The following is an 18,258-nucleotide window of genomic DNA, read 5'->3' as shown; positions in this document are numbered from 1 at the left end:
GGACAGACTGAAAAGTGTGTCCCTTTTTCATTGCACGTTTCCCCCAGCTCACATCTACCATCGATTCCATTAAACATTACTTTGATTTATTGAAAACAATAACAGACACTTACGCTGAAAGTACCAATCCAGAATCCAATTATAAATAACATCACTGGAAGAAAACTAACCACTAAAGGATGCTGGCATTAAAACGAGTAAGGTACACAATAGGATATACAGATGCGTTTCGCTTTAACCACATTAGCCGTATCGGCCGCACTTGTCGCCGGATGCAGCAATCAAGGAATAACAACCATGGACCACAACTCTCCATCGCAACTCATCGCACATCAAACCCAAGCTCCCGTAGCTAAGAAAGTCCCTCATGCAATGACGATTCATGGTGATACCCGAATCGATGATTATTACTGGATGCGTGATGATGAGCGCCAAGACCCAGAGATCTTGCAGCATCTTGAGCAAGAAAACCAGTACGCAGAGGCCGTGCTGAAACACACTGAAGCATCACAAGAACAGTTATTTGAAGAGATCAAAGGCCGAATCGCAAAAGACGACCATTCGGTTCCAGTTCGCAAAGGCAGCTACTACTACTCGAATGAAGTCACAGGTGACAACGAATACCCAGTTCACTTGCGTGAAAATGACTTTTTAGGTATAGACAAGCAAGTCATCTTAGATGTTAACGAACTAGCAAAAGACCATGAATTTTTCAGTATTGGTGGCTTAACGATCAGCCCAAGCGAAAACTTGTTGGCCTATGGCGAAGACACGCTGAGCCGCCGTATTTACACCATCAAGATTAAAGACCTCACGACAGGTGAATACCTAACAGATGAAATTGAAGGGGCTTCGAGCGCGATTGCATGGCAAAACGACAACCAAGCCTTTTACTACATCAAAAAAGATCCACAAACATTACTTGGTTATCAAGTTTACCGTCACGTTTTGGGCACACCTCAGACAAGCGATGAGTTAATCTACGAAGAAACCGACAGCGCTTACTACACCTCTTTGAGCAAAAGCAAAGATGGTGAACAGGTCTACATTTGGCACTCGAGTACAGAAACCAGCGGTGTTTCAGTCATAGATGCCAACAACCCAAACGCTAAAGCTGAAGCTTTCTACCCACGAGAAACGGGTATCGAGTACAGCATCGCTAAGCTAGGTGATTGGTACTACATCTACACCAACTACCAAGCGGTCAACTTCCGTTTAATGAAAGTCACTGCTGAAGAGATGCATGACCGCTCTAAATGGGTCGATGTCATTCCTGCTGACGAGAATACTCAGCTTGTTGACTTCGAGCTGTTTGATGACCATCTGGTTTACGAGCAACGTGCGAATGGCTTGTCTACCGTGAAAGTTCGTCAACTCTCAACAGGGAAAGAGTTCCCACTTGAATTTAACGACACTGCTTTTGCTGCTTACCTAACAAGTAACTATGAATTAGATAACTCAAAAGTTCGCGTCTATTACAGCAGCTTAACCACGCCAGGTACTTACTATGATTTCGACCTAAGTTCAGGAGAATCCGAAGTCATGAAACAAACACCTGTATTGGGTGATTTCGAAGCGGATAACTACCAATCAGAGCGAATTATGGTAACGGCTCGCGATGGTAAGCAAGTACCTGTGTCTTTGGTATATCGCAAAGACTTATTCAAGAAGGACGGCACTAACCCAATCTACCAATACGGCTATGGCTCTTACGGCCACACGATCGAACCAAGCTTTGGCTCGGCTCGTCTCAGCTTACTTGATCGCGGATTCGTTTATGCGATCGCACATATTCGAGGTTCAGAGATGCTCGGGCGCCCTTGGTATGAGGACGGCAAAAAGCTAACCAAGCAAAATACGTTCAACGACTTTATCGATGTAACCAAAGGGCTGGTTGAAGAAGGCTACGGCGCACAAGATAAAGTGTTCGCCGTTGGTGGTTCTGCTGGCGGTCTATTGATGGGCGCAATAATCAACCAAGCACCAGAACTGTACCGTGGCATCGGAGCACATGTTCCGTTTGTAGACGTTGTCACAACCATGCTTGATGAATCGATTCCTCTCACCACTAACGAGTATGACGAATGGGGCAACCCGAACGATAAAACCTATTACGATTACATGCTAGGTTACTCACCATATGACAATGTGAAGGCACAAAGCTACCCGAACATGTTGGTAACAACAGGCTTGCATGACTCACAAGTACAATACTTTGAACCCATGAAGTGGGTGGCGAAGCTGCGTGAGATGAAAACAGACAGCAATGTGCTGCTGTTCAAAACCGATATGGAAGCTGGTCACGGTGGGGCTTCCGGTCGATTTAAGCGATTAAAAGAAGACGCACTTGAATACGCGTTCTTTTTAGACTTGCTAAAGACTCAGTAGATTCTGCGCAAAAGTGAGTATTCACACCATTTTGTCGCCATTTAGGGTCGACAAAATGGCGACAGAAATTATTAAGCATGCTTAAATACGATTAATCATGAAACCCACCAAATCAGCAAGCCCTTGAAAAGAAAGCAATCACAAGGGTTTACGAGAGGTATAAAAACAAATGAAAGTAATTAGTTTCAACATCAATGGCCTTAGAGCCCGTCTTCATCAGCTTCAAGCTATTATCGATAAGCACCAACCTGATGTGATTGGTCTACAAGAGATCAAAGTGCACGATGAAGCCTTCCCACTAGCCGATGTTGAAGCTATGGGTTACAAGGTCTACTTCCACGGTCAAAAGGCTCACTACGGTGTGGCTATGCTTTGTAAGCAAGAGCCAATTTCGGTACAAAAAGGCTTTCCTACAGACAATGAAGACCATCAAAAGCGTATGATAATGGCGACGTTTGAAGATGAAAACGGTGAGAAGGTCACTGTACTAAATGGTTACTTCCCTCAAGGCGACAACATTAAGCATGAAACCAAATACCCGTACAAGCGCCAGTTCTACAAAGACTTAATGACGTACCTGAACGATTACCACAACAAAGATGAACAAGTGATCGTGATGGGCGACATTAATATCAGCCCTACCGATATTGATATCGGTATTGATGAACCTAATGCGAAACGTTGGTTGAAAACCGGTAAGTGTTCTTTCCAACCAGAAGAGCGCGAATGGTTAAAAACACTGATGGATTGGGGCTTTGTGGATAGCTTCCGTTTACTACACCCTGAAGTGAACGATCAATACTCGTGGTTTGATTACCGCTCAAAAGGTTTCGTGGACAACCGCGGCCTACGCATTGATGTGGTACTTGCGACTCAGAAGCTTGCTGACAAGTGTACTGAAGCGGGCATCGACTACGAGCTACGCGGCATTGAAAAACCGTCAGATCACGCTCCGATTTGGTCAACGTTTAAGTAACGAGTAAATTAGTTATTATCAATAAAAAACGGCGCTATGAAAGCGCCGTTTTTGTATCAAAGAATTAGCTTCTTAGAAAATTAACTAAGAGGCCTTAGGTAAGCAAGGAAACGTTTCTCTGCGAATTTGAAAATCGCGATGATGATAAACGTGAGCGCCATGTAAAACAGACCTGCCGTTAGGAAAGATTCAAATGGAGCGTAATAACGTGAGTTAACCAAACGAGCTGCACCCGTCAGATCCATAATGGTTACGATACCTGCTACCGCAGAGCCGTGAAGCATGAAAATGACTTCATTACTGTAAGCTGGCAGTGCGCGACGTAATGCACTTGGTAAAATGATACGACGGTAAGTCTTCGGTGTGCTCATGCCGTACGCTTTTGCGGCTTCCACTTCACCTTTCGGTAAGCCATTAATCGCACCGCGAATGATTTCAGCAGTATAAGCTGACGTGTTCAGAATAAACGCGACTAAAGCACAGAACCATGCGTTTTCCCATAGGGTGTCTTTTACTGGGAAGAATTGGTCCATACCGTAATAAATCAGGTACAACTGCACCAATAACGGCGTACCACGGAAGAAATAGATGAATGACCAAGCCGGAGCATTAATCATCATATTTGGACTGTTACGAGCGATAGCTAATGGTATTGCGACGAATAAGCCAATGATCAAAGCGACGCAAACCATCCAAGCCGTTGTCCATAAACCACCAAGGTAAATCGGCAGGCTTTCAATTATCAATGAAAAGTCCATAACTACCTCGCGTGGATACTGAATTTACGTTCAACCAACTTAAGTAAGCCCGTCGAAACACTGGTGAAGAATAAGAAGATAATTGCCACTGTCATGTAGAAGGTAAATGGCATTTTGGTTGAACCTGCCGCGAGTGCACTAACACGCACCATGTCTTCTAAACCGATAATCGAAACTAACGCGGTAGTTTTTAGTAAAACCAACCAATTATTACCAAACCCCGGCAGTGCGTGACGAATCATTTGCGGTAATAGAATACGACGGAACGCTAATACAGGACCCATACCATAGGCCTTAGCCGCTTCCATTTCACCGCTATCAACAGCCATGATGGCACCACGGAAGGTTTCAGCCATGTAAGCACCGAAGATAAAGCCAATGGTTAATACACCGGCAATAAATGGGCTAACATCAATGTAATCAGGTAAGTAAGCGGTCCATTCATGGTTAGGATCACTCGATGTGAACCATTCATTGAGCCACTCATTGATGGAATACAAACTGTTGTTTAAAAGGATTTGTCCACCAAAGAAAATCAGCATCATCAATACGAGATCGGGTATACCTCGAATAACGGTTGTGTAGAGGGTTGCAATAGCACGAGCCCAGCGATAAGGCGCGAGTTTAGCTAAGGCACCTAGCATACCAAGAACCATAGCTAAAATTAGCGACAGCAAGGCAACTTCGATTGTAAGCACCGCCCCTTTCAGGATCGACGCTTCATATCCTTGTAAATCAAACATAATGAATTCCAACAGAACTGCGAAAAAGTTGGTAAGACAGGGAGAGGTGAGCCTCTCCCTTAAGAAGTGACGCTAAAGATTACTGACCGTATACGTCGTAGTTGAAGTATTTAGCCGCGATATCTTGGTAGATGCCTTTTTCACGTAGTGAAAGGATTGCAGCATCTAATTGCTTAGTCAGATCTTTGTCTTGCTTACGTAGAGCAATACCAAAACCTTCACCGAACCACTTAGGATCAGTTAGTGATGGACCAACAAACTCGTAGTCTTCACCACCCGCTTTGTTTAGTACGCCTTCTTCTAGAGCAGATGCATCACCCAGTACAGCAGCAACACGACCGTTAGCTAGATCAAGGTAAGCTTCGTCGAATGAACCGTAACGAACGATTTCTACTGTGTCGCCGTAGTTATCTGTTAGGTACTTGTCGTGAGTTGTTGCACGTTGAACGGCTATTTTTTGACCGCTTAGATCATCAAAATTAAGGCCTGCACCTTTTTTAGCGATGAACTTATTTGGGATAAGTGCGTATTTACCAGTGAAATCGATCTTTTTCTTGCGCTCTTCCGTGATAGACATTGCCGCAATGATCGCATCATATTTACGAGCAAGCAGAGAAGGAATAATACCATCCCAATCTTGTGCAACAATCTTACACTGCACCTGCATTTCAGTACAAAGCGCGTTAGCCATATCGACATCGAAGCCTTTCAGTGAACCGTCAGCTTCTGTCCAGCTAAATGGAGGGTAAGCACCTTCAATACCAAAGCGTACTGTTTTCCATTCTTTTGCTTGAGCTACGCCCGTTGCAGCAGTTGCAGCAAGTGCCGCGACTAATAACCACTTTTTCATATCCCTACTCCTGTGATTTAGGTTTTTATGTTTTGCTAATTTTAATATTGTGTTTGTTGTTACTTATTAACTTACTTGTTGTGTTTTATTGTTCACACCGTCGCTATTTACCTTGGCAACGGCATTTCAATTCTGATTAGTAAATCGATGAGATAAATTGTTGTAAACGCTCAGATTCAGGTTCCGTAAACAGTTTAGCTGGATCGCCCTGTTCTTCCACTAAACCTTGGTGCAGGAACATCACATGGTTTGATACGTCACGAGCAAAAGCCATTTCATGTGTTACCACAAGCATGGTTCTTCCTTCTTCTGCTAGATCGCGCATTACACCAAGCACCTCCCCTACTAACTCAGGGTCAAGTGCCGATGTTGGTTCATCAAACAGCATCACTTCAGGATCAACGGCTAACGCTCGAGCAATTGCCGCACGTTGTTGTTGTCCACCTGATAAATGACCCGGGTAGTAATCTTTGCGCTCATACAGGCCGACTTTCTTCAGTAGCAACTCTGCATTTTCAATCGCTTGTGCTTTAGGTACACCTAAGACATGAACGGGTGCTTCGATAACATTTTCGAGAACGGTCAGGTGAGACCATAGATTGAAGCCTTGAAAAACCATTGCCAAACGAGAACGGATTCGTTGAACTTGTTTTTCATTTGCAGGAACGGAAACGCCTTGGCGGTTATTTTTCATCTGAATTAATTCACCATTAACCCAAATCTCGCCAGCGGTAGGTGTTTCTAAGAGGTTGATACATCTAAGGAAAGTACTTTTACCCGATCCTGAAGATCCGATAATCGAGACTACATCGCCTTTATGCGCAGAAAGTGAAATTCCCTTTAAAACTTCATTTTGACCAAACGTTTTGTGTAGATCCTTTATGTCCAGCGCTGGTACATCTTTCATGCGCTTTCTCTCCCAAGTTTGTGAAAATGCAAGGTACTCCGACCTTTTCATGCGATACAAACTAGCACCACACGAAACAACATGCAACAAATTATTAACCTAATAATTAGGAATAAATAGCGATTAACTCTGACTTATTATGCAATTAATAGCGTTTTAGTCTCAATTTACTGAATGAAATGTATCAACAAGCTGTAATTGCGACTCTGGCATTGTTTAAATAAAGTTAATCAAAATGAGATTCTCGTAGCTTGATACCTCACAAGAAAAACACGTTTTGTGAACTTAAAAACTGCGCTGCCGACGAAATCTAACACACGCATTAGCACACCAAACTCACTATACGAGAACGTTATTTGAAAGCGATTGAGTGATTAAACTTCATAGGCGACTAAGAGATAAGTGGCTAATAGTGAAATAACTCAGTAAATAAGAGGTATTCAGCTCATGCTATATAGAGCAAGACATGAAGAAGATAGGTAACGTCAATTTGTGAAAATTAATTACACAATTCATCAACGGTACGTTAATGAATCGCTTCGTTTTGTAGCTTTCTTTCACATAAACTCATAAAGTGATCAAGATCAATCACCCTAAAGGGTAAGCTTGTTAAACTCAGCAGCAAAGAATAAGGCATTAAAAAGGCCGAACATTTCTTTTAACTTAGCTGCATAAAGCACATTAAAACCGTGCAACATAATATTAATAAGTTATAACTAATAAATAACGCAATTACGCGAAATTTTATAATTCAATTTTTGAATTACTAACATAAAAATATGAGGAATCTATGTCAGACGTTGTGAATAATGCGAACTCTGAAGTAGAAGAGAAAAGCTATAAAGAGCTACACCGCCCTGCTTCTGAATTTGAGAGCCGCTCAGATTACTTAGATCACGAACTTCAAATCATGAAGCCTCGTCGTTTTGGCCTAAACCTTCCAGGCCGTGATTTCCGCTTTGAACTTGAAGATCTTGTTCCTGCACTTGCTGGTACCATTGGTATTATCGCGATGTACTCTGCAGTAATGATGTCTTGGGCTGACGGCCTAACTCAAGCTTGGGATCATGTAAACCTAGGTAAAGAGTTTGCGATTGAAGTCGCTCGTGTAGAAATGCTGATTCCTGCACTGCTGTTCTGTATCCTAGCTTCTGGTTTCTTTAACCCTAAAGCAAACCTTGCCGGTAACCACGGCCCAATGATTCCTCTTATCGGTACCATCGCTCTCGCTGGCGCTCACCCTCTTGCATTGGCAATCCTTATCGGTGTCTTCGGTCTAATCCTAAGTTTCCTAAAAGGCGGCTCCAAGCTGGTTAACCTGACTTCGGAAGGTACCGCTGGTGGCTTGCTCATTTTCTTAGGCCTAACGGGTACCATGAGCCAAATTAACTCGATTCAAGCATGGGCGGTTGGTCTTCAATCTTCTACGGTTGAAGCGGGCAGCATGGGTTACGTTGGTCTTATCGTTCTTGCTATTACGATCGCTATCTACGCTTTCTTAGCAAAAGTGAACAAGCGTTGGTTAGCTATCCCAGTTTGTGCATTCACGGGCCTTGCTATTGCATTAGCACTGGGCGCTGGTTTCGATATCGTATTCGAAACTGAAATGGGCATTCCAAACCTAAACCCAGTTTACTGGTGGGGTTCGACTTCTGAAGGTTGGATGCTTGGCTTGCCAAACGTTGAACACTTCATCGCTTCTCTACCATTTGCAATCTTAGCGGTAGCGATGTGGTCACCTGACTTCCTAGGTCACCGTATCTTCCAAGAACTAAACTACCCTAAAAAGTCTGAAAAAGTTCTGATGGACGTTGATGACACAATGACTATGTGTTCTGTGCGTCAAATGGTAGGTACAGCGGTTGGTGGTGGTAACATCACTTCTTCTTGGGGTACTTACATGATCCCAGCAGCAATCGCGAAACGTCCAATTCCTGGCGGCGCAATCTTGCTTGGTTCTCTATGTATTATTGTTGCGATTCTTGGTTTCCCAATGGACGTTGCAGTATGGCCACCAGTGATGCGTGTTGCGCTACTTGTAGGTGTATCTCTACCTCTACTTGAAGCAGGTATGCAAATGGTTAAGGATTCTAAAGATTCTCAAGCAGCTGGTATCTGTATCTTCGGTTCAGCGGTTGTTAACCCAGTTCTAGCATGGGCATTAACTATGCTTCTAGATAACAACGGTCTAATTGGTGACAAAGAGCGTGCTAAGCGTCTATCATTTGTCGACAAGATTGTTATCCCAGTTGGTGTTTTAGTTATCTGTCTAGTAGCAATGCTTGCAGTTGGTATGCTAGAAAGCCAATATGGCCTAAAAGCTTGGCTATAATAGTCCTTACTACACAAAAGTAGTATTCGGATTAAAAAAAAGTTTGGGTGGCAACCCCTGTCACTCAAATTTTTTCAACTTTTTTTGGCATTTATTGATTTAGTTTAAGGTTTGCAGGAATTTTTTAGCGTAGTCTTGAATTCATAGAGTAAAGACAACATATAAAAAGTAGTGACAATATATATAACCATATGACGCTTATATGCTCATATATATTGTTATTAATAAGAGTGTACTACCCTTACGAGGGGCGCTGGCTCAACAGTGTTAATGTACGTATTTTTTCTACTAAAAAGGTAGGTATGTCATGGCAGAGCAATTTGCTAAAGCTTGGGAAGATTTTGCTGCAGGTGAGTGGCAAAGCGAAGTAAACGTTCGTGATTTCATTCAAAAGAACTACACGCCGTATGAAGGCGACGAGTCTTTCCTAGTTTCTGAGGGTACTGAAGCAACTAACAAGCTTTGGTCTTCGGTAATGGAAGGTATCAAACAGGAAAACGCAACTAAAGCACCTGTAGATTTCGATACTTCTGTTATCTCTACCATTACTGCTCACGATGCAGGTTACATTGAGAAAGATCTTGAGACTATCGTTGGTCTACAAACTGAGAAGCCACTAAAACGTGCAATCATCCCTAACGGTGGTGTACGTATGGTTGAAGGTTCTTGTAAAGCATACGGCGAAACTCTTGACCCAATGGTTTCAAAAATCTACTCAGAATACCGTAAAACACACAATGCTGGCGTTTTCGATATCTACACTCCTGATATCCTAAAATGTCGTAAGTCTGGTGTTCTGACTGGTCTTCCTGATGCTTACGGCCGTGGTCGTATCATCGGTGATTACCGTCGTGTTGCACTTTACGGTATTGATTTCCTAATGAAAGACAAGCAAGCTCAATTTGCTTCTCTTCAAGAGCAATTCGAAAACGGTGAAAACCTAGCAGAAACAATGCAACTGCGTGAAGAGATCTCTGAGCAACATCGTGCTCTAGGTCAAATCAAGCAAATGGCTGAGAAATACGGTTTCGATATCTCTGAGCCTGCTCAAACTGCTCAAGAAGCTATCCAGTGGACTTACTTCGGCTACCTAGCTGCTGTTAAATCTCAAAACGGTGCTGCAATGTCTCTAGGTCGTACTTCGACTTTCCTAGACATCTACATCGAGCGTGATATCGCTGCTGGCAAGATCACTGAAGAACAAGCACAAGAAATGATCGACCACTTCGTAATGAAGCTGCGTATGGTTCGTTTCCTACGTACTCCTGAGTACGATGAGCTGTTCTCTGGAGACCCAATCTGGGCAACAGAATCTATGGGCGGTATGGGTATCGACGGTCGTACGCTAGTAACGCGTTCGAACTTCCGTTTCCTAAACTCTCTATACACTATGGGTCCTTCTCCAGAGCCAAACATCACTGTTCTTTGGTCTGAGCAACTACCTGACGGCTTCAAACGTTTCTGTGCGAAGGTATCTATCGATACTTCTTCTATCCAGTACGAAAATGATGACCTAATGCGTCCTGACCTTGGTTCTGATGATTACGCAATCGCTTGTTGTGTATCACCAATGATCGTTGGTAAGCAAATGCAGTTCTTCGGCGCTCGTGCTAACCTTGCAAAAACTATGCTTTACGCAATCAACGGCGGCGTTGATGAGAAGCTTAAAATGCAAGTTGGTCCAGTTGGCGACAAGATCACTGACGAAGTACTTAACTACGATGACGTAATGGGTCGCCTAGACACATTCATGGATTGGCTAGCTAAGCAATACGTGACTGCACTAAACAGCATTCACTACATGCACGACAAGTACAGCTACGAAGCGTCTCTAATGGCTCTTCATGACCGTGACGTTCGTCGTACAATGGCTTGTGGTATTGCTGGTCTATCTGTTGCAGCTGACTCACTGTCTGCAATCAAGTTCGCGACTGTTAAACCAATCCGCGACGAAGATGGCATTGCAACTGACTTCGAAATCGAAGGCGATTACCCTAAATACGGTAACAACGACTCTCGTGTAGATGATATCGCTTGTGAACTAGTTTCTACGTTCATGAACAAGATCCGTAAGCTTAAGACTTACCGTAACTCTATTCCTACACAGTCAGTTCTTACTATCACGTCTAACGTGGTTTACGGTAAGAAAACAGGTAACACTCCAGACGGTCGTCGTGCTGGCGCTCCTTTCGCTCCTGGTGCAAACCCAATGCACGGTCGTGATGAGAAAGGTGCTGTAGCTTCACTAACGTCTGTAGGTAAACTACCGTTTGCTGACGCACAAGATGGTATCTCTTACACGTTCTCTATCGTGCCAAACGCACTAGGTAAAGAACAAGACAGCCAACGTGCTAACCTTGCAGGCCTAATGGATGGTTACTTCCACCACGAAGCTGGCATTGAAGGTGGTCAACACCTTAACGTGAACGTTCTTAACCGTGAAACTCTAGAAGACGCAGTTAAGCACCCTGAGAAATACCCTCAGCTAACGATTCGTGTTTCTGGTTACGCTGTACGCTTTAACTCTCTGACTACAGAGCAGCAAGCTGACGTAATCGCACGTACATTTACTGAGTCTCTATAAGCTTCGCTTAAACTGATTATTCAGTAATATTAATTAGCCTCGCCAATGTGCGGGGCTTTTTTATATCTGGCATAAATCGTATTGATTTAACCAGCCTCTCAAAGTGTTAGATTGAGCAGAAAAGCCCCCTTCCATTCACTTTTTTTCTACAAATCCACTCAAACTACGATACTATTTCTGTTCATCATTTTAGAGTAACCGCTACATGAAATACCTTCGTTATTTACCACTGATTCTCCTCTCTTGTTCATCACTGGCATCTGAACGTTCTACGTTAACTTTTGCGTTAGACAACGATGGTATCTTTGGTGTCGACCAAGACTATACCAACGGCTTATTTCTGGGTTACACATCGTCAAGTATTACGCCATACCATTGGGCGAAACCATTGAGTCTTTCCTATTGGGGCGCAAGCTCTTTAGATAAGTGGGAAATCACCATTGGCCATAAGATGTACACGCCTTCTGACATTGAATTAGAAAAACCATCAGCCAATGATCGTCCATACGCAGGTTACCTACATACAGAATTCAACTACATCAGCTTGAACCCACAACAAGCCCAGCGTTTTAACATCACGTTTGGTACTACAGGCGAGCGAGCACTTTCCGAAGACGCTCAAAAACTGGTTCACTCAATCACTAAATCAGACGAACCTATGGGTTGGAAGTATCAAGTTGATGATGAGTACGCAGGTAGCCTTGGTTACTTAAGTCATTTCAACCTAATGCGTAATCAAGCATTAGCGAATACTGACTTCGAGATATCTAACGTATCAGAGATCAACGTTGGTAATTTTAGAAGCGACATTTCTACTGGATTTATGTTCCGTTGGGGTACTGACTTGGGCGGCAACTTTGGCGCAGCGAACATCAGCACAGAAAACCCATTCAAAGCAGGCATGATAGGTGCTTCAAATACAGGTTGGTTTACTTACGCAGGTCTTGAAGGGCGTTACCGATTTAATGACCTGACTATCGAAGGGGATCGCTCCGGTGTTAATGATTACGCAAAGAAAAAAGACCAAGATCCTGCGATCTACGATGTCACTTTAGAGAACATTCAAGCAACAGCTGTACTTGGTATTGCTTGGTATAACCAATACGTTGGTGCATCTTTCGCACTCACGGCAAAAACACCCGATTATCAAGAAGCAACAAAGTCAGTATACGGTACTGGTGGCATCACTATGTTTGCTTTCTTCTAGCCATAGAAAAGGCTTTCATCGCCTACTTTTCAAGTTAAATAAAGGCAATCATCTTCACAGGTGATTGCCTTTATTTTTAAAGACCTAGTTACCATTTGACCCTATTTTATGTGCCGCTTTTGTAATAAAATAAACGGTATAAATTCCTATACGAGAATAGCTCATGTCTACAACTGGTCGCATTCACTCATTCGAATCTTGTGGTACTGTCGATGGCCCTGGTATCCGCTTTATTGTGTTTCTTCAAGGCTGCTTAATGCGTTGTATGTACTGCCATAATCGCGATACATGGGATCTTCATGACGGAAAGGAAGTAACGGTCGAAGAAATCATCAACGAAGCAAAATCTTATCGTCATTTCATGAAAGCATCAGGCGGTGGTATCACCTGTTCTGGTGGTGAAGCGATGCTACAACCTGAGTTTGTTCGTGATTTTTTCCGCGCGGCGCAAGCAGAAGGCATCCACACTTGTCTTGATACTAATGGCTATATTCGTAAACACACTGAAGTGATCGATGAAGTACTAGAAGCCTCAGATCTGGTCATGCTGGATCTTAAACATATGCGAGATGAAATTCACCACGATTTCATTGGTGTATCCAATAGACGTACTCTGGATTTTGCACGCTACCTACACAAAATAGGTAAGAAGACGTGGATTCGTTATGTGATTGTGCCTGGCTACACAGATACACCTGAAGATGCTCACCTTTTAGGTGAATTCATCAAAGACATGGATAATATCGAGAAAGTAGAACTGCTTCCGTATCACAAGCTTGGTGCTCATAAGTGGGAAGCATTGGGTCACGACTACCCTCTTGAAGGTACAAATCCGCCAAGTAAAGAAAAAATGGATGAGATTGTGGCTATCCTTAACCAATACCATTCAAACGTAAAATACTAATCTAGACTTACGTTCATAGTGATTTCAAACGCCTTAATTTCGATTGAGGCGTTTTATTTTTTGGTTAAAACAATCCTTTCACTTTTCTTTACAACTTTTGTTTATCAATTCAAAAAATCATATTAAATCCGTGTTGAGATCATGTTTCCACTCGTAGGAATGCTGTTACTCTTACTGCAACAAAAGAATATAACATTTAGTTTTTTAGTGAGGTTCCTCCCATGGAAATGACCAATGCTCAGCGTCTAATTCTATCAAATCAATACTATCTAATGTCTCAAATGGATCCTGAGAACTCAGCTAAATACCAGCGTCTACAAACGATTGTAGAACGTGGTTACGAACTCCAAATGCGTGAGCTTAACAAAGAATTTGGTTGTTTAACTGAAGCAGAATGTCGCGAAATTATCGACATTATGGAAATGTACCATGCCATGCAAGAGTCGAATAAAATGCTTGCAGATCAAGAGCGTGCGGAAGTCGACCAACGTCGTCTACAATTCCTAGGTTTCGATATCGCTTCTGAAGCACAAATCGTACATTACGTGCGTTTCCTTGTTGACTCTGAAGGGCTTTACCCTCAATTTGACAAAGCAGATCACCACTTCAATAGTCAAATGCCAATGTTAGAAAAGTACCGTCGCATGCTAACAACGTGGCGTAACTGCCCTCGTCAATACCACCTATGTGCGACAGAGCTATCTCAAATTTTTAGTGCTTAGTGCATTAGAAGATTAGCTTTAACTGGGCTTATAAAATTTCAAGAGAAGGGTTACTCATCATGAGTAACCCTTTTTTATTCGAATCGTTAAACTGGAAAACGGAAACAACAGCAAAAACACAGTAATCATCTAAAGTGTCGGTTTACCCTAGCGAATACCGTTGGATCAATAACGACTATTTTGAACAACCATCCCTCACATTCTATGCTTTCTTTGCTTAGTGATTTTCTAATAACTAAGTACAACCTACCGCATGAAATACTTTCCGTTCTATAAGACTCAGTGATACACCTAATATACATAAATCCAGTGTGAGTATTATTAAGTGACCTAAAATCACAAAACAAACGGTTAGATCCACTCGAATTCAAAATAATTCGATTCCACGCGCCTCAAGTTGCCTATTGCGCTCGCTAGGTTTTTCACACGCAAAATTGTAAATAAATACATAATTGTTAAGCAAAATTGTCGAAGCGGGTCTAACCTTAAAATGTAGGGAGAGCCTATTTTTCAATCTCTCGTCAGTTTTGACTGGTTAACAAGGGGAATGTGACTATGAGTATTTTTGACCACTATCAATCACGTTATGAAGCAGCCAAGGAAGAAGAGCTGACATTGCAAGAGTTCTTAGGGCTGTGTAAAGACGATAAAAGTGCTTACGCAAATGCTGCCGAGCGCTTATTACTCGCCATTGGCGAACCGGAGGTTATTGACACTGCTCAAGACCCTCAACTAAGTCGTATTTTCTCGAACCGTGTCATCTCACGCTACAGTGAATTTAAAGATTTCTACGGCATGGAAGACGCGATTGAACAGATTGTTTCTTATCTAAAACATGCAGCACAAGGTTTAGAAGAACGTAAGCAAATCCTTTATCTACTTGGCCCTGTAGGCGGTGGTAAATCTTCCCTTGCTGAAAAACTCAAAGCCCTGATGCAAAAGCTACCAATTTATGTATTGTCTGCTGATGGTGAGCGAAGCCCAGTGAACGATCACCCCTTCTGTCTGTTCGATGTCAACGAAGACGGCGACTTACTGAAGAACGAATATGGTATTGAGAAACGCTACCTTCGCTCGATTATGTCACCTTGGGCAGCGAAACGCCTCCATGACTTCGGTGGTGACATCTCCAAATTCAAAGTCATCAAACTGCGCCCTTCTATTCTCGATCAAGTCGCGATCGCGAAAACAGAGCCAGGTGATGAAAACAACCAAGATATTTCATCTCTGGTAGGCAAAGTTGATATTCGCAAGCTTGAGCACTTCTCTCAAGATGACCCTGATGCCTACAGCTACTCTGGTGCGCTATGTAAAGCAAACCAAGGTGTTATGGAGTTCGTAGAGATGTTCAAGGCACCAATCAAGGTATTGCACCCTCTACTAACAGCGACTCAAGAAGGCAACTTCAACGGTACCGAAGGGCTTTCTGCACTGCCATTTGACGGTATGATTCTGGCTCACTCAAACGAATCCGAGTGGCAGACCTTCCGTAACAACAAGAACAACGAAGCCTTCCTCGACCGTGTGTACATTGTAAAAGTCCCTTACTGTCTGCGCGTCTCTGAAGAAGTCAAGATCTACAAGAAGCTGCTTGAACACAGTGAGCTATCCAAAGCCCCTTGTTCACCAAGCACACTCGATCTGCTATCGCAATTCAGCATCCTATCGAGACTGAAAGAACCTGAAAACTCTTCTCTGTTCTCAAAAATGCGGGTTTACGATGGTGAGACTCTAAAAGACACAGATCCAAAAGCGAAGAGCTACCAAGAGTACCGAGACTACGCAGGCGTTGACGAAGGTATGTCTGGGCTATCGACACGTTTCGCCTTTAAGATCCTGTCTCGCGTGTTTAACTTCGACCAAGCCGAAGTGGCCGCCAACCCAGTGCACCTGTTCTACGTTATTGAGCAGCAAATCGAACGTGAGCAGTTCCCTCAAGAAACCGCCGAGAAGTATCTAGAGTTCTTGAAAGGATACCTAGTACCACGCTACGTAGAGTTCATCGGTAAAGAGATTCAAACCGCTTACCTAGAGTCTTACTCTGAGTACGGTCAAAATATCTTCGACCGCTACGTGACTTACGCTGACTTCTGGATTCAAGACCAAGAGTACCGCGATCCAGAAACAGGCCAGCTATTTGACCGCGCTTCTCTGAATGGTGAACTTGAGAAAATAGAGAAAACAGCCGGTATCAGTAACCCTAAAGACTTCCGAAATGAGATTGTGAACTTTGTGCTTCGTGCCAAAGCCAACAATAACGGTCAAAACCCTGTGTGGACGAGCTACGAGAAACTGCGCACTGTGATTGAGAAGAAAATGTTCTCTAACACAGAAGAGCTACTTCCTGTTATCTCATTCAACGCTAAGACCTCAACGGATGATCAGAAAAAACACGACGACTTCGTTGCTCGTATGATGGAAAAAGGCTACACCGAGAAACAAGTTAGACTGCTATCTGAGTGGTATCTAAGAGTTCGTAAATCCTCATAAACCAAACTGTATTGAGCTGCTCACGTGAGCAGCTCGTACAAAGCAATAACTCTTATATCCTAATAACTCTTATACCCGAATAAAAAGTAGGATCGTGACATCAGCTGAGAGGGAGTTCTTATGGCACAATTTATCGATCGGAGGCTCAATGGCAAGAATAAGAGTGCTGTAAATAGACAGCGCTTCTTAAGACGCCATAAAGAGCAAATCAAAGAATCTGTGGCCGATGCAGTTAACCGACGCTCAATCACCAATACTGAAACCGGTGAAGACGTCACTATTCCTCATAAAGACATCAAAGAACCAAGCTTTCACCAAGGTCAAGGCGGCGTAAGAGAACGAGTTCACCCAGGTAATGACCAGTTCATCACGGGCGATAAAATTGAACGCCCTAAAGGTGGCGGTCAAGGTGGTGGCGCAGGCCAAGGTGATGCTAGCCCTGATGGTGAAGGCCAAGATGAATTCACCTTCCAAATTTCAAAAGATGAGTATCTTGATATTCTCTTTGAAGATTTAGCTCTTCCTAATCTAGAGAAGAATCAGGTCAACAAAATCACCGAATGGAAAACACACCGCTCTGGTTATCAAAGCGCGGGGATTCCATCTAACATCGCTATCGTTCGTTCACTGCAGCAATCTCTGGCTCGTAGAACCGCGATGACAGCAGGTAAAAAGCGCGAGCTTAACCTACTGATGGAGCAGCTTGACCAAGTTAAAATGACGGAACCTGCACAACCCTTTGAAGAAACACGTCTAAAAGAAGAGATCGCCGAACTGCGTAAACGAATTGAGAGCGTGCCATTCATTGACACCTTCGATTTACGTTACAAAAACTACGAGAAGCGCCCTATTCCATCTAGCCAAGCCGTTATGTTCTGTCTAATGGATGTGTCTGGCTCAATGGATCAAGCAACCAAAGACATCGCTAAGCGCTTTTATGTGTTGCTCTACCTGTTCTTGAACCGTACTTATGAAAACGTCGATGTCGTATTTATTCGCCACCATACTCAAGCTAAAGAAGTCGACGAACATGAGTTTTTCTACTCACAAGAAACTGGCGGCACCATCGTTTCTAGTGCACTGAAACTAATGAAAGAAATTGTCGCAGACCGTTATCCTGCTAATGAGTGGAATATCTACGCAGCACAAGCTTCTGATGGTGATAACTGGGCTGATGACTCCCCTCGCTGTAAAGAATTGCTGGTCAATACGCTATTGCCGACTTGCCAATATTACTCTTACATCGAGATTACGCGCCGTTCACACCAAACGCTTTGGCACGAATACGAAAAACTCGAGAGTAGCTTTGACAACTTCGCCATGAAAAACATTAAAACAGTGGATGATATCTTTCCTGTGTTTAGAGAACTGTTCCAGAAAGAGACAGCGTAAGGGGG

The 18,258-nt window shown here is 43.1% G+C and carries 13 protein-coding genes; 9 read left to right on the top strand and 4 right to left on the bottom strand.

The genetic code is table 11. The features are described 5' to 3' along the window. Positions 1 to 297: 297 nt before the first annotated feature. Both AB4407_RS08470 and xthA read left to right on the top strand, forming a co-directional pair. Complete coding sequence (locus AB4407_RS08470) at positions 298 to 2,388, top strand: S9 family peptidase (RefSeq protein ID WP_372120253.1); 2,091 nt, start codon at positions 298 to 300, stop codon at positions 2,386 to 2,388. A gap of 169 nt (positions 2,389 to 2,557) precedes the next feature. Beyond that, complete coding sequence (gene xthA / locus AB4407_RS08465) at positions 2,558 to 3,364, top strand: exodeoxyribonuclease III (RefSeq protein ID WP_372120226.1); 807 nt, start codon at positions 2,558 to 2,560, stop codon at positions 3,362 to 3,364. Positions 3,365 to 3,444: 80 nt separating this feature from the next. On the opposite strand, the gene AB4407_RS08460 is transcribed toward xthA, so the two are convergent. The 4 genes from AB4407_RS08460 to AB4407_RS08445 all read right to left on the bottom strand — a co-directional run bounded on the left by AB4407_RS08460 (position 3,445) and on the right by AB4407_RS08445 (position 6,622). Continuing rightward, complete coding sequence (locus AB4407_RS08460) at positions 3,445 to 4,122, bottom strand: ABC transporter permease (protein WP_060982332.1); 678 nt, start codon at positions 4,120 to 4,122, stop codon at positions 3,445 to 3,447. A gap of 2 nt (positions 4,123 to 4,124) precedes the next feature. After that, positions 4,125 to 4,865, bottom strand: a complete 741-nt coding sequence (locus tag AB4407_RS08455; protein WP_012603591.1) for an ABC transporter permease — start codon at positions 4,863 to 4,865, stop codon at positions 4,125 to 4,127. A gap of 79 nt (positions 4,866 to 4,944) precedes the next feature. Continuing rightward, the gene (locus AB4407_RS08450; RefSeq protein WP_010437364.1) at positions 4,945 to 5,715 is read right to left on the bottom strand and encodes an ABC transporter substrate-binding protein; all 771 of its coding nucleotides are present in this window, start codon (positions 5,713 to 5,715) and stop codon (positions 4,945 to 4,947) included. Between the two features lie 136 nt (positions 5,716 to 5,851). Next, positions 5,852 to 6,622 (bottom strand): ABC transporter ATP-binding protein, encoded by a 771-nt coding sequence (locus AB4407_RS08445; RefSeq protein WP_004736532.1) that lies wholly within the window; start codon positions 6,620 to 6,622, stop codon positions 5,852 to 5,854. A 790-nt stretch (positions 6,623 to 7,412) separates the two neighbouring features. On the opposite strand from AB4407_RS08445, the gene AB4407_RS08440 reads away from it, so the two are divergent. The 7 genes from AB4407_RS08440 (at position 7,413) to AB4407_RS08410 (ending at position 18,253) form a co-directional block, all read left to right on the top strand. Continuing rightward, positions 7,413 to 8,954, top strand: coding sequence for a DUF3360 family protein (locus tag AB4407_RS08440; RefSeq protein WP_086713720.1), 1,542 nt, complete (start codon positions 7,413 to 7,415; stop codon positions 8,952 to 8,954). Positions 8,955 to 9,261: 307 nt separating this feature from the next. Then, entirely contained in the window at positions 9,262 to 11,538 is a 2,277-nt protein-coding gene (gene pflB, locus AB4407_RS08435; RefSeq protein WP_372120223.1) for a formate C-acetyltransferase, read from the top strand. Between the two features lie 205 nt (positions 11,539 to 11,743). After that, positions 11,744 to 12,745 carry a lipid A deacylase LpxR family protein gene (locus AB4407_RS08430; protein WP_372120221.1) on the top strand — a complete coding sequence of 334 codons (1,002 nt, stop codon included), beginning with the start codon at positions 11,744 to 11,746 and terminating at the stop codon, positions 12,743 to 12,745. A 163-nt stretch (positions 12,746 to 12,908) separates the two neighbouring features. Beyond that, entirely contained in the window at positions 12,909 to 13,649 is a 741-nt protein-coding gene (gene pflA / locus AB4407_RS08425; RefSeq protein WP_372120219.1) for a pyruvate formate lyase 1-activating protein, read from the top strand. Positions 13,650 to 13,870: 221 nt separating this feature from the next. Further along, positions 13,871 to 14,371: a YfbU family protein gene (locus tag AB4407_RS08420; RefSeq protein WP_009846313.1), complete on the top strand. Its 501-nt coding sequence runs from the start codon at positions 13,871 to 13,873 to the stop codon at positions 14,369 to 14,371. A gap of 555 nt (positions 14,372 to 14,926) precedes the next feature. Then, positions 14,927 to 16,861, top strand: a complete 1,935-nt coding sequence (locus AB4407_RS08415; protein WP_016788844.1) for a PrkA family serine protein kinase — start codon at positions 14,927 to 14,929, stop codon at positions 16,859 to 16,861. A 120-nt stretch (positions 16,862 to 16,981) separates the two neighbouring features. Further along, entirely contained in the window at positions 16,982 to 18,253 is a 1,272-nt protein-coding gene (locus AB4407_RS08410) for a YeaH/YhbH family protein (RefSeq protein ID WP_372120217.1), read from the top strand. Positions 18,254 to 18,258 lie beyond the last annotated feature (5 nt).

The organism is Vibrio sp. 10N.261.46.E11 (assembly GCF_041472735.1).
GTDB lineage: Bacteria > Pseudomonadota > Gammaproteobacteria > Enterobacterales > Vibrionaceae > Vibrio.
The sequence above is the reverse complement of the archived record's forward strand: the minus strand, read 5'-3'. Positions and strand labels throughout refer to the sequence as shown.

Coding starts and splice junctions, on each gene's coding strand:
- AB4407_RS08445 (WP_004736532.1), bottom strand. CDS start 6,622: ATGAAAGATGTACCAGCGCTGGACATAAAGGATCTACACAAAACGTTT.
- AB4407_RS08440 (WP_086713720.1), top strand. CDS start 7,413: ATGTCAGACGTTGTGAATAATGCGAACTCTGAAGTAGAAGAGAAAAGC.
- AB4407_RS08460 (WP_060982332.1), bottom strand. CDS start 4,122: ATGGACTTTTCATTGATAATTGAAAGCCTGCCGATTTACCTTGGTGGT.
- pflA (WP_372120219.1), top strand. CDS start 12,909: ATGTCTACAACTGGTCGCATTCACTCATTCGAATCTTGTGGTACTGTC.
- xthA (WP_372120226.1), top strand. CDS start 2,558: ATGAAAGTAATTAGTTTCAACATCAATGGCCTTAGAGCCCGTCTTCAT.
- AB4407_RS08420 (WP_009846313.1), top strand. CDS start 13,871: ATGGAAATGACCAATGCTCAGCGTCTAATTCTATCAAATCAATACTAT.
- AB4407_RS08430 (WP_372120221.1), top strand. CDS start 11,744: ATGAAATACCTTCGTTATTTACCACTGATTCTCCTCTCTTGTTCATCA.
- pflB (WP_372120223.1), top strand. CDS start 9,262: ATGGCAGAGCAATTTGCTAAAGCTTGGGAAGATTTTGCTGCAGGTGAG.
- AB4407_RS08450 (WP_010437364.1), bottom strand. CDS start 5,715: ATGAAAAAGTGGTTATTAGTCGCGGCACTTGCTGCAACTGCTGCAACG.
- AB4407_RS08415 (WP_016788844.1), top strand. CDS start 14,927: ATGAGTATTTTTGACCACTATCAATCACGTTATGAAGCAGCCAAGGAA.
- AB4407_RS08455 (WP_012603591.1), bottom strand. CDS start 4,865: ATGTTTGATTTACAAGGATATGAAGCGTCGATCCTGAAAGGGGCGGTG.
- AB4407_RS08410 (WP_372120217.1), top strand. CDS start 16,982: ATGGCACAATTTATCGATCGGAGGCTCAATGGCAAGAATAAGAGTGCT.
- AB4407_RS08470 (WP_372120253.1), top strand. CDS start 298: ATGGACCACAACTCTCCATCGCAACTCATCGCACATCAAACCCAAGCT.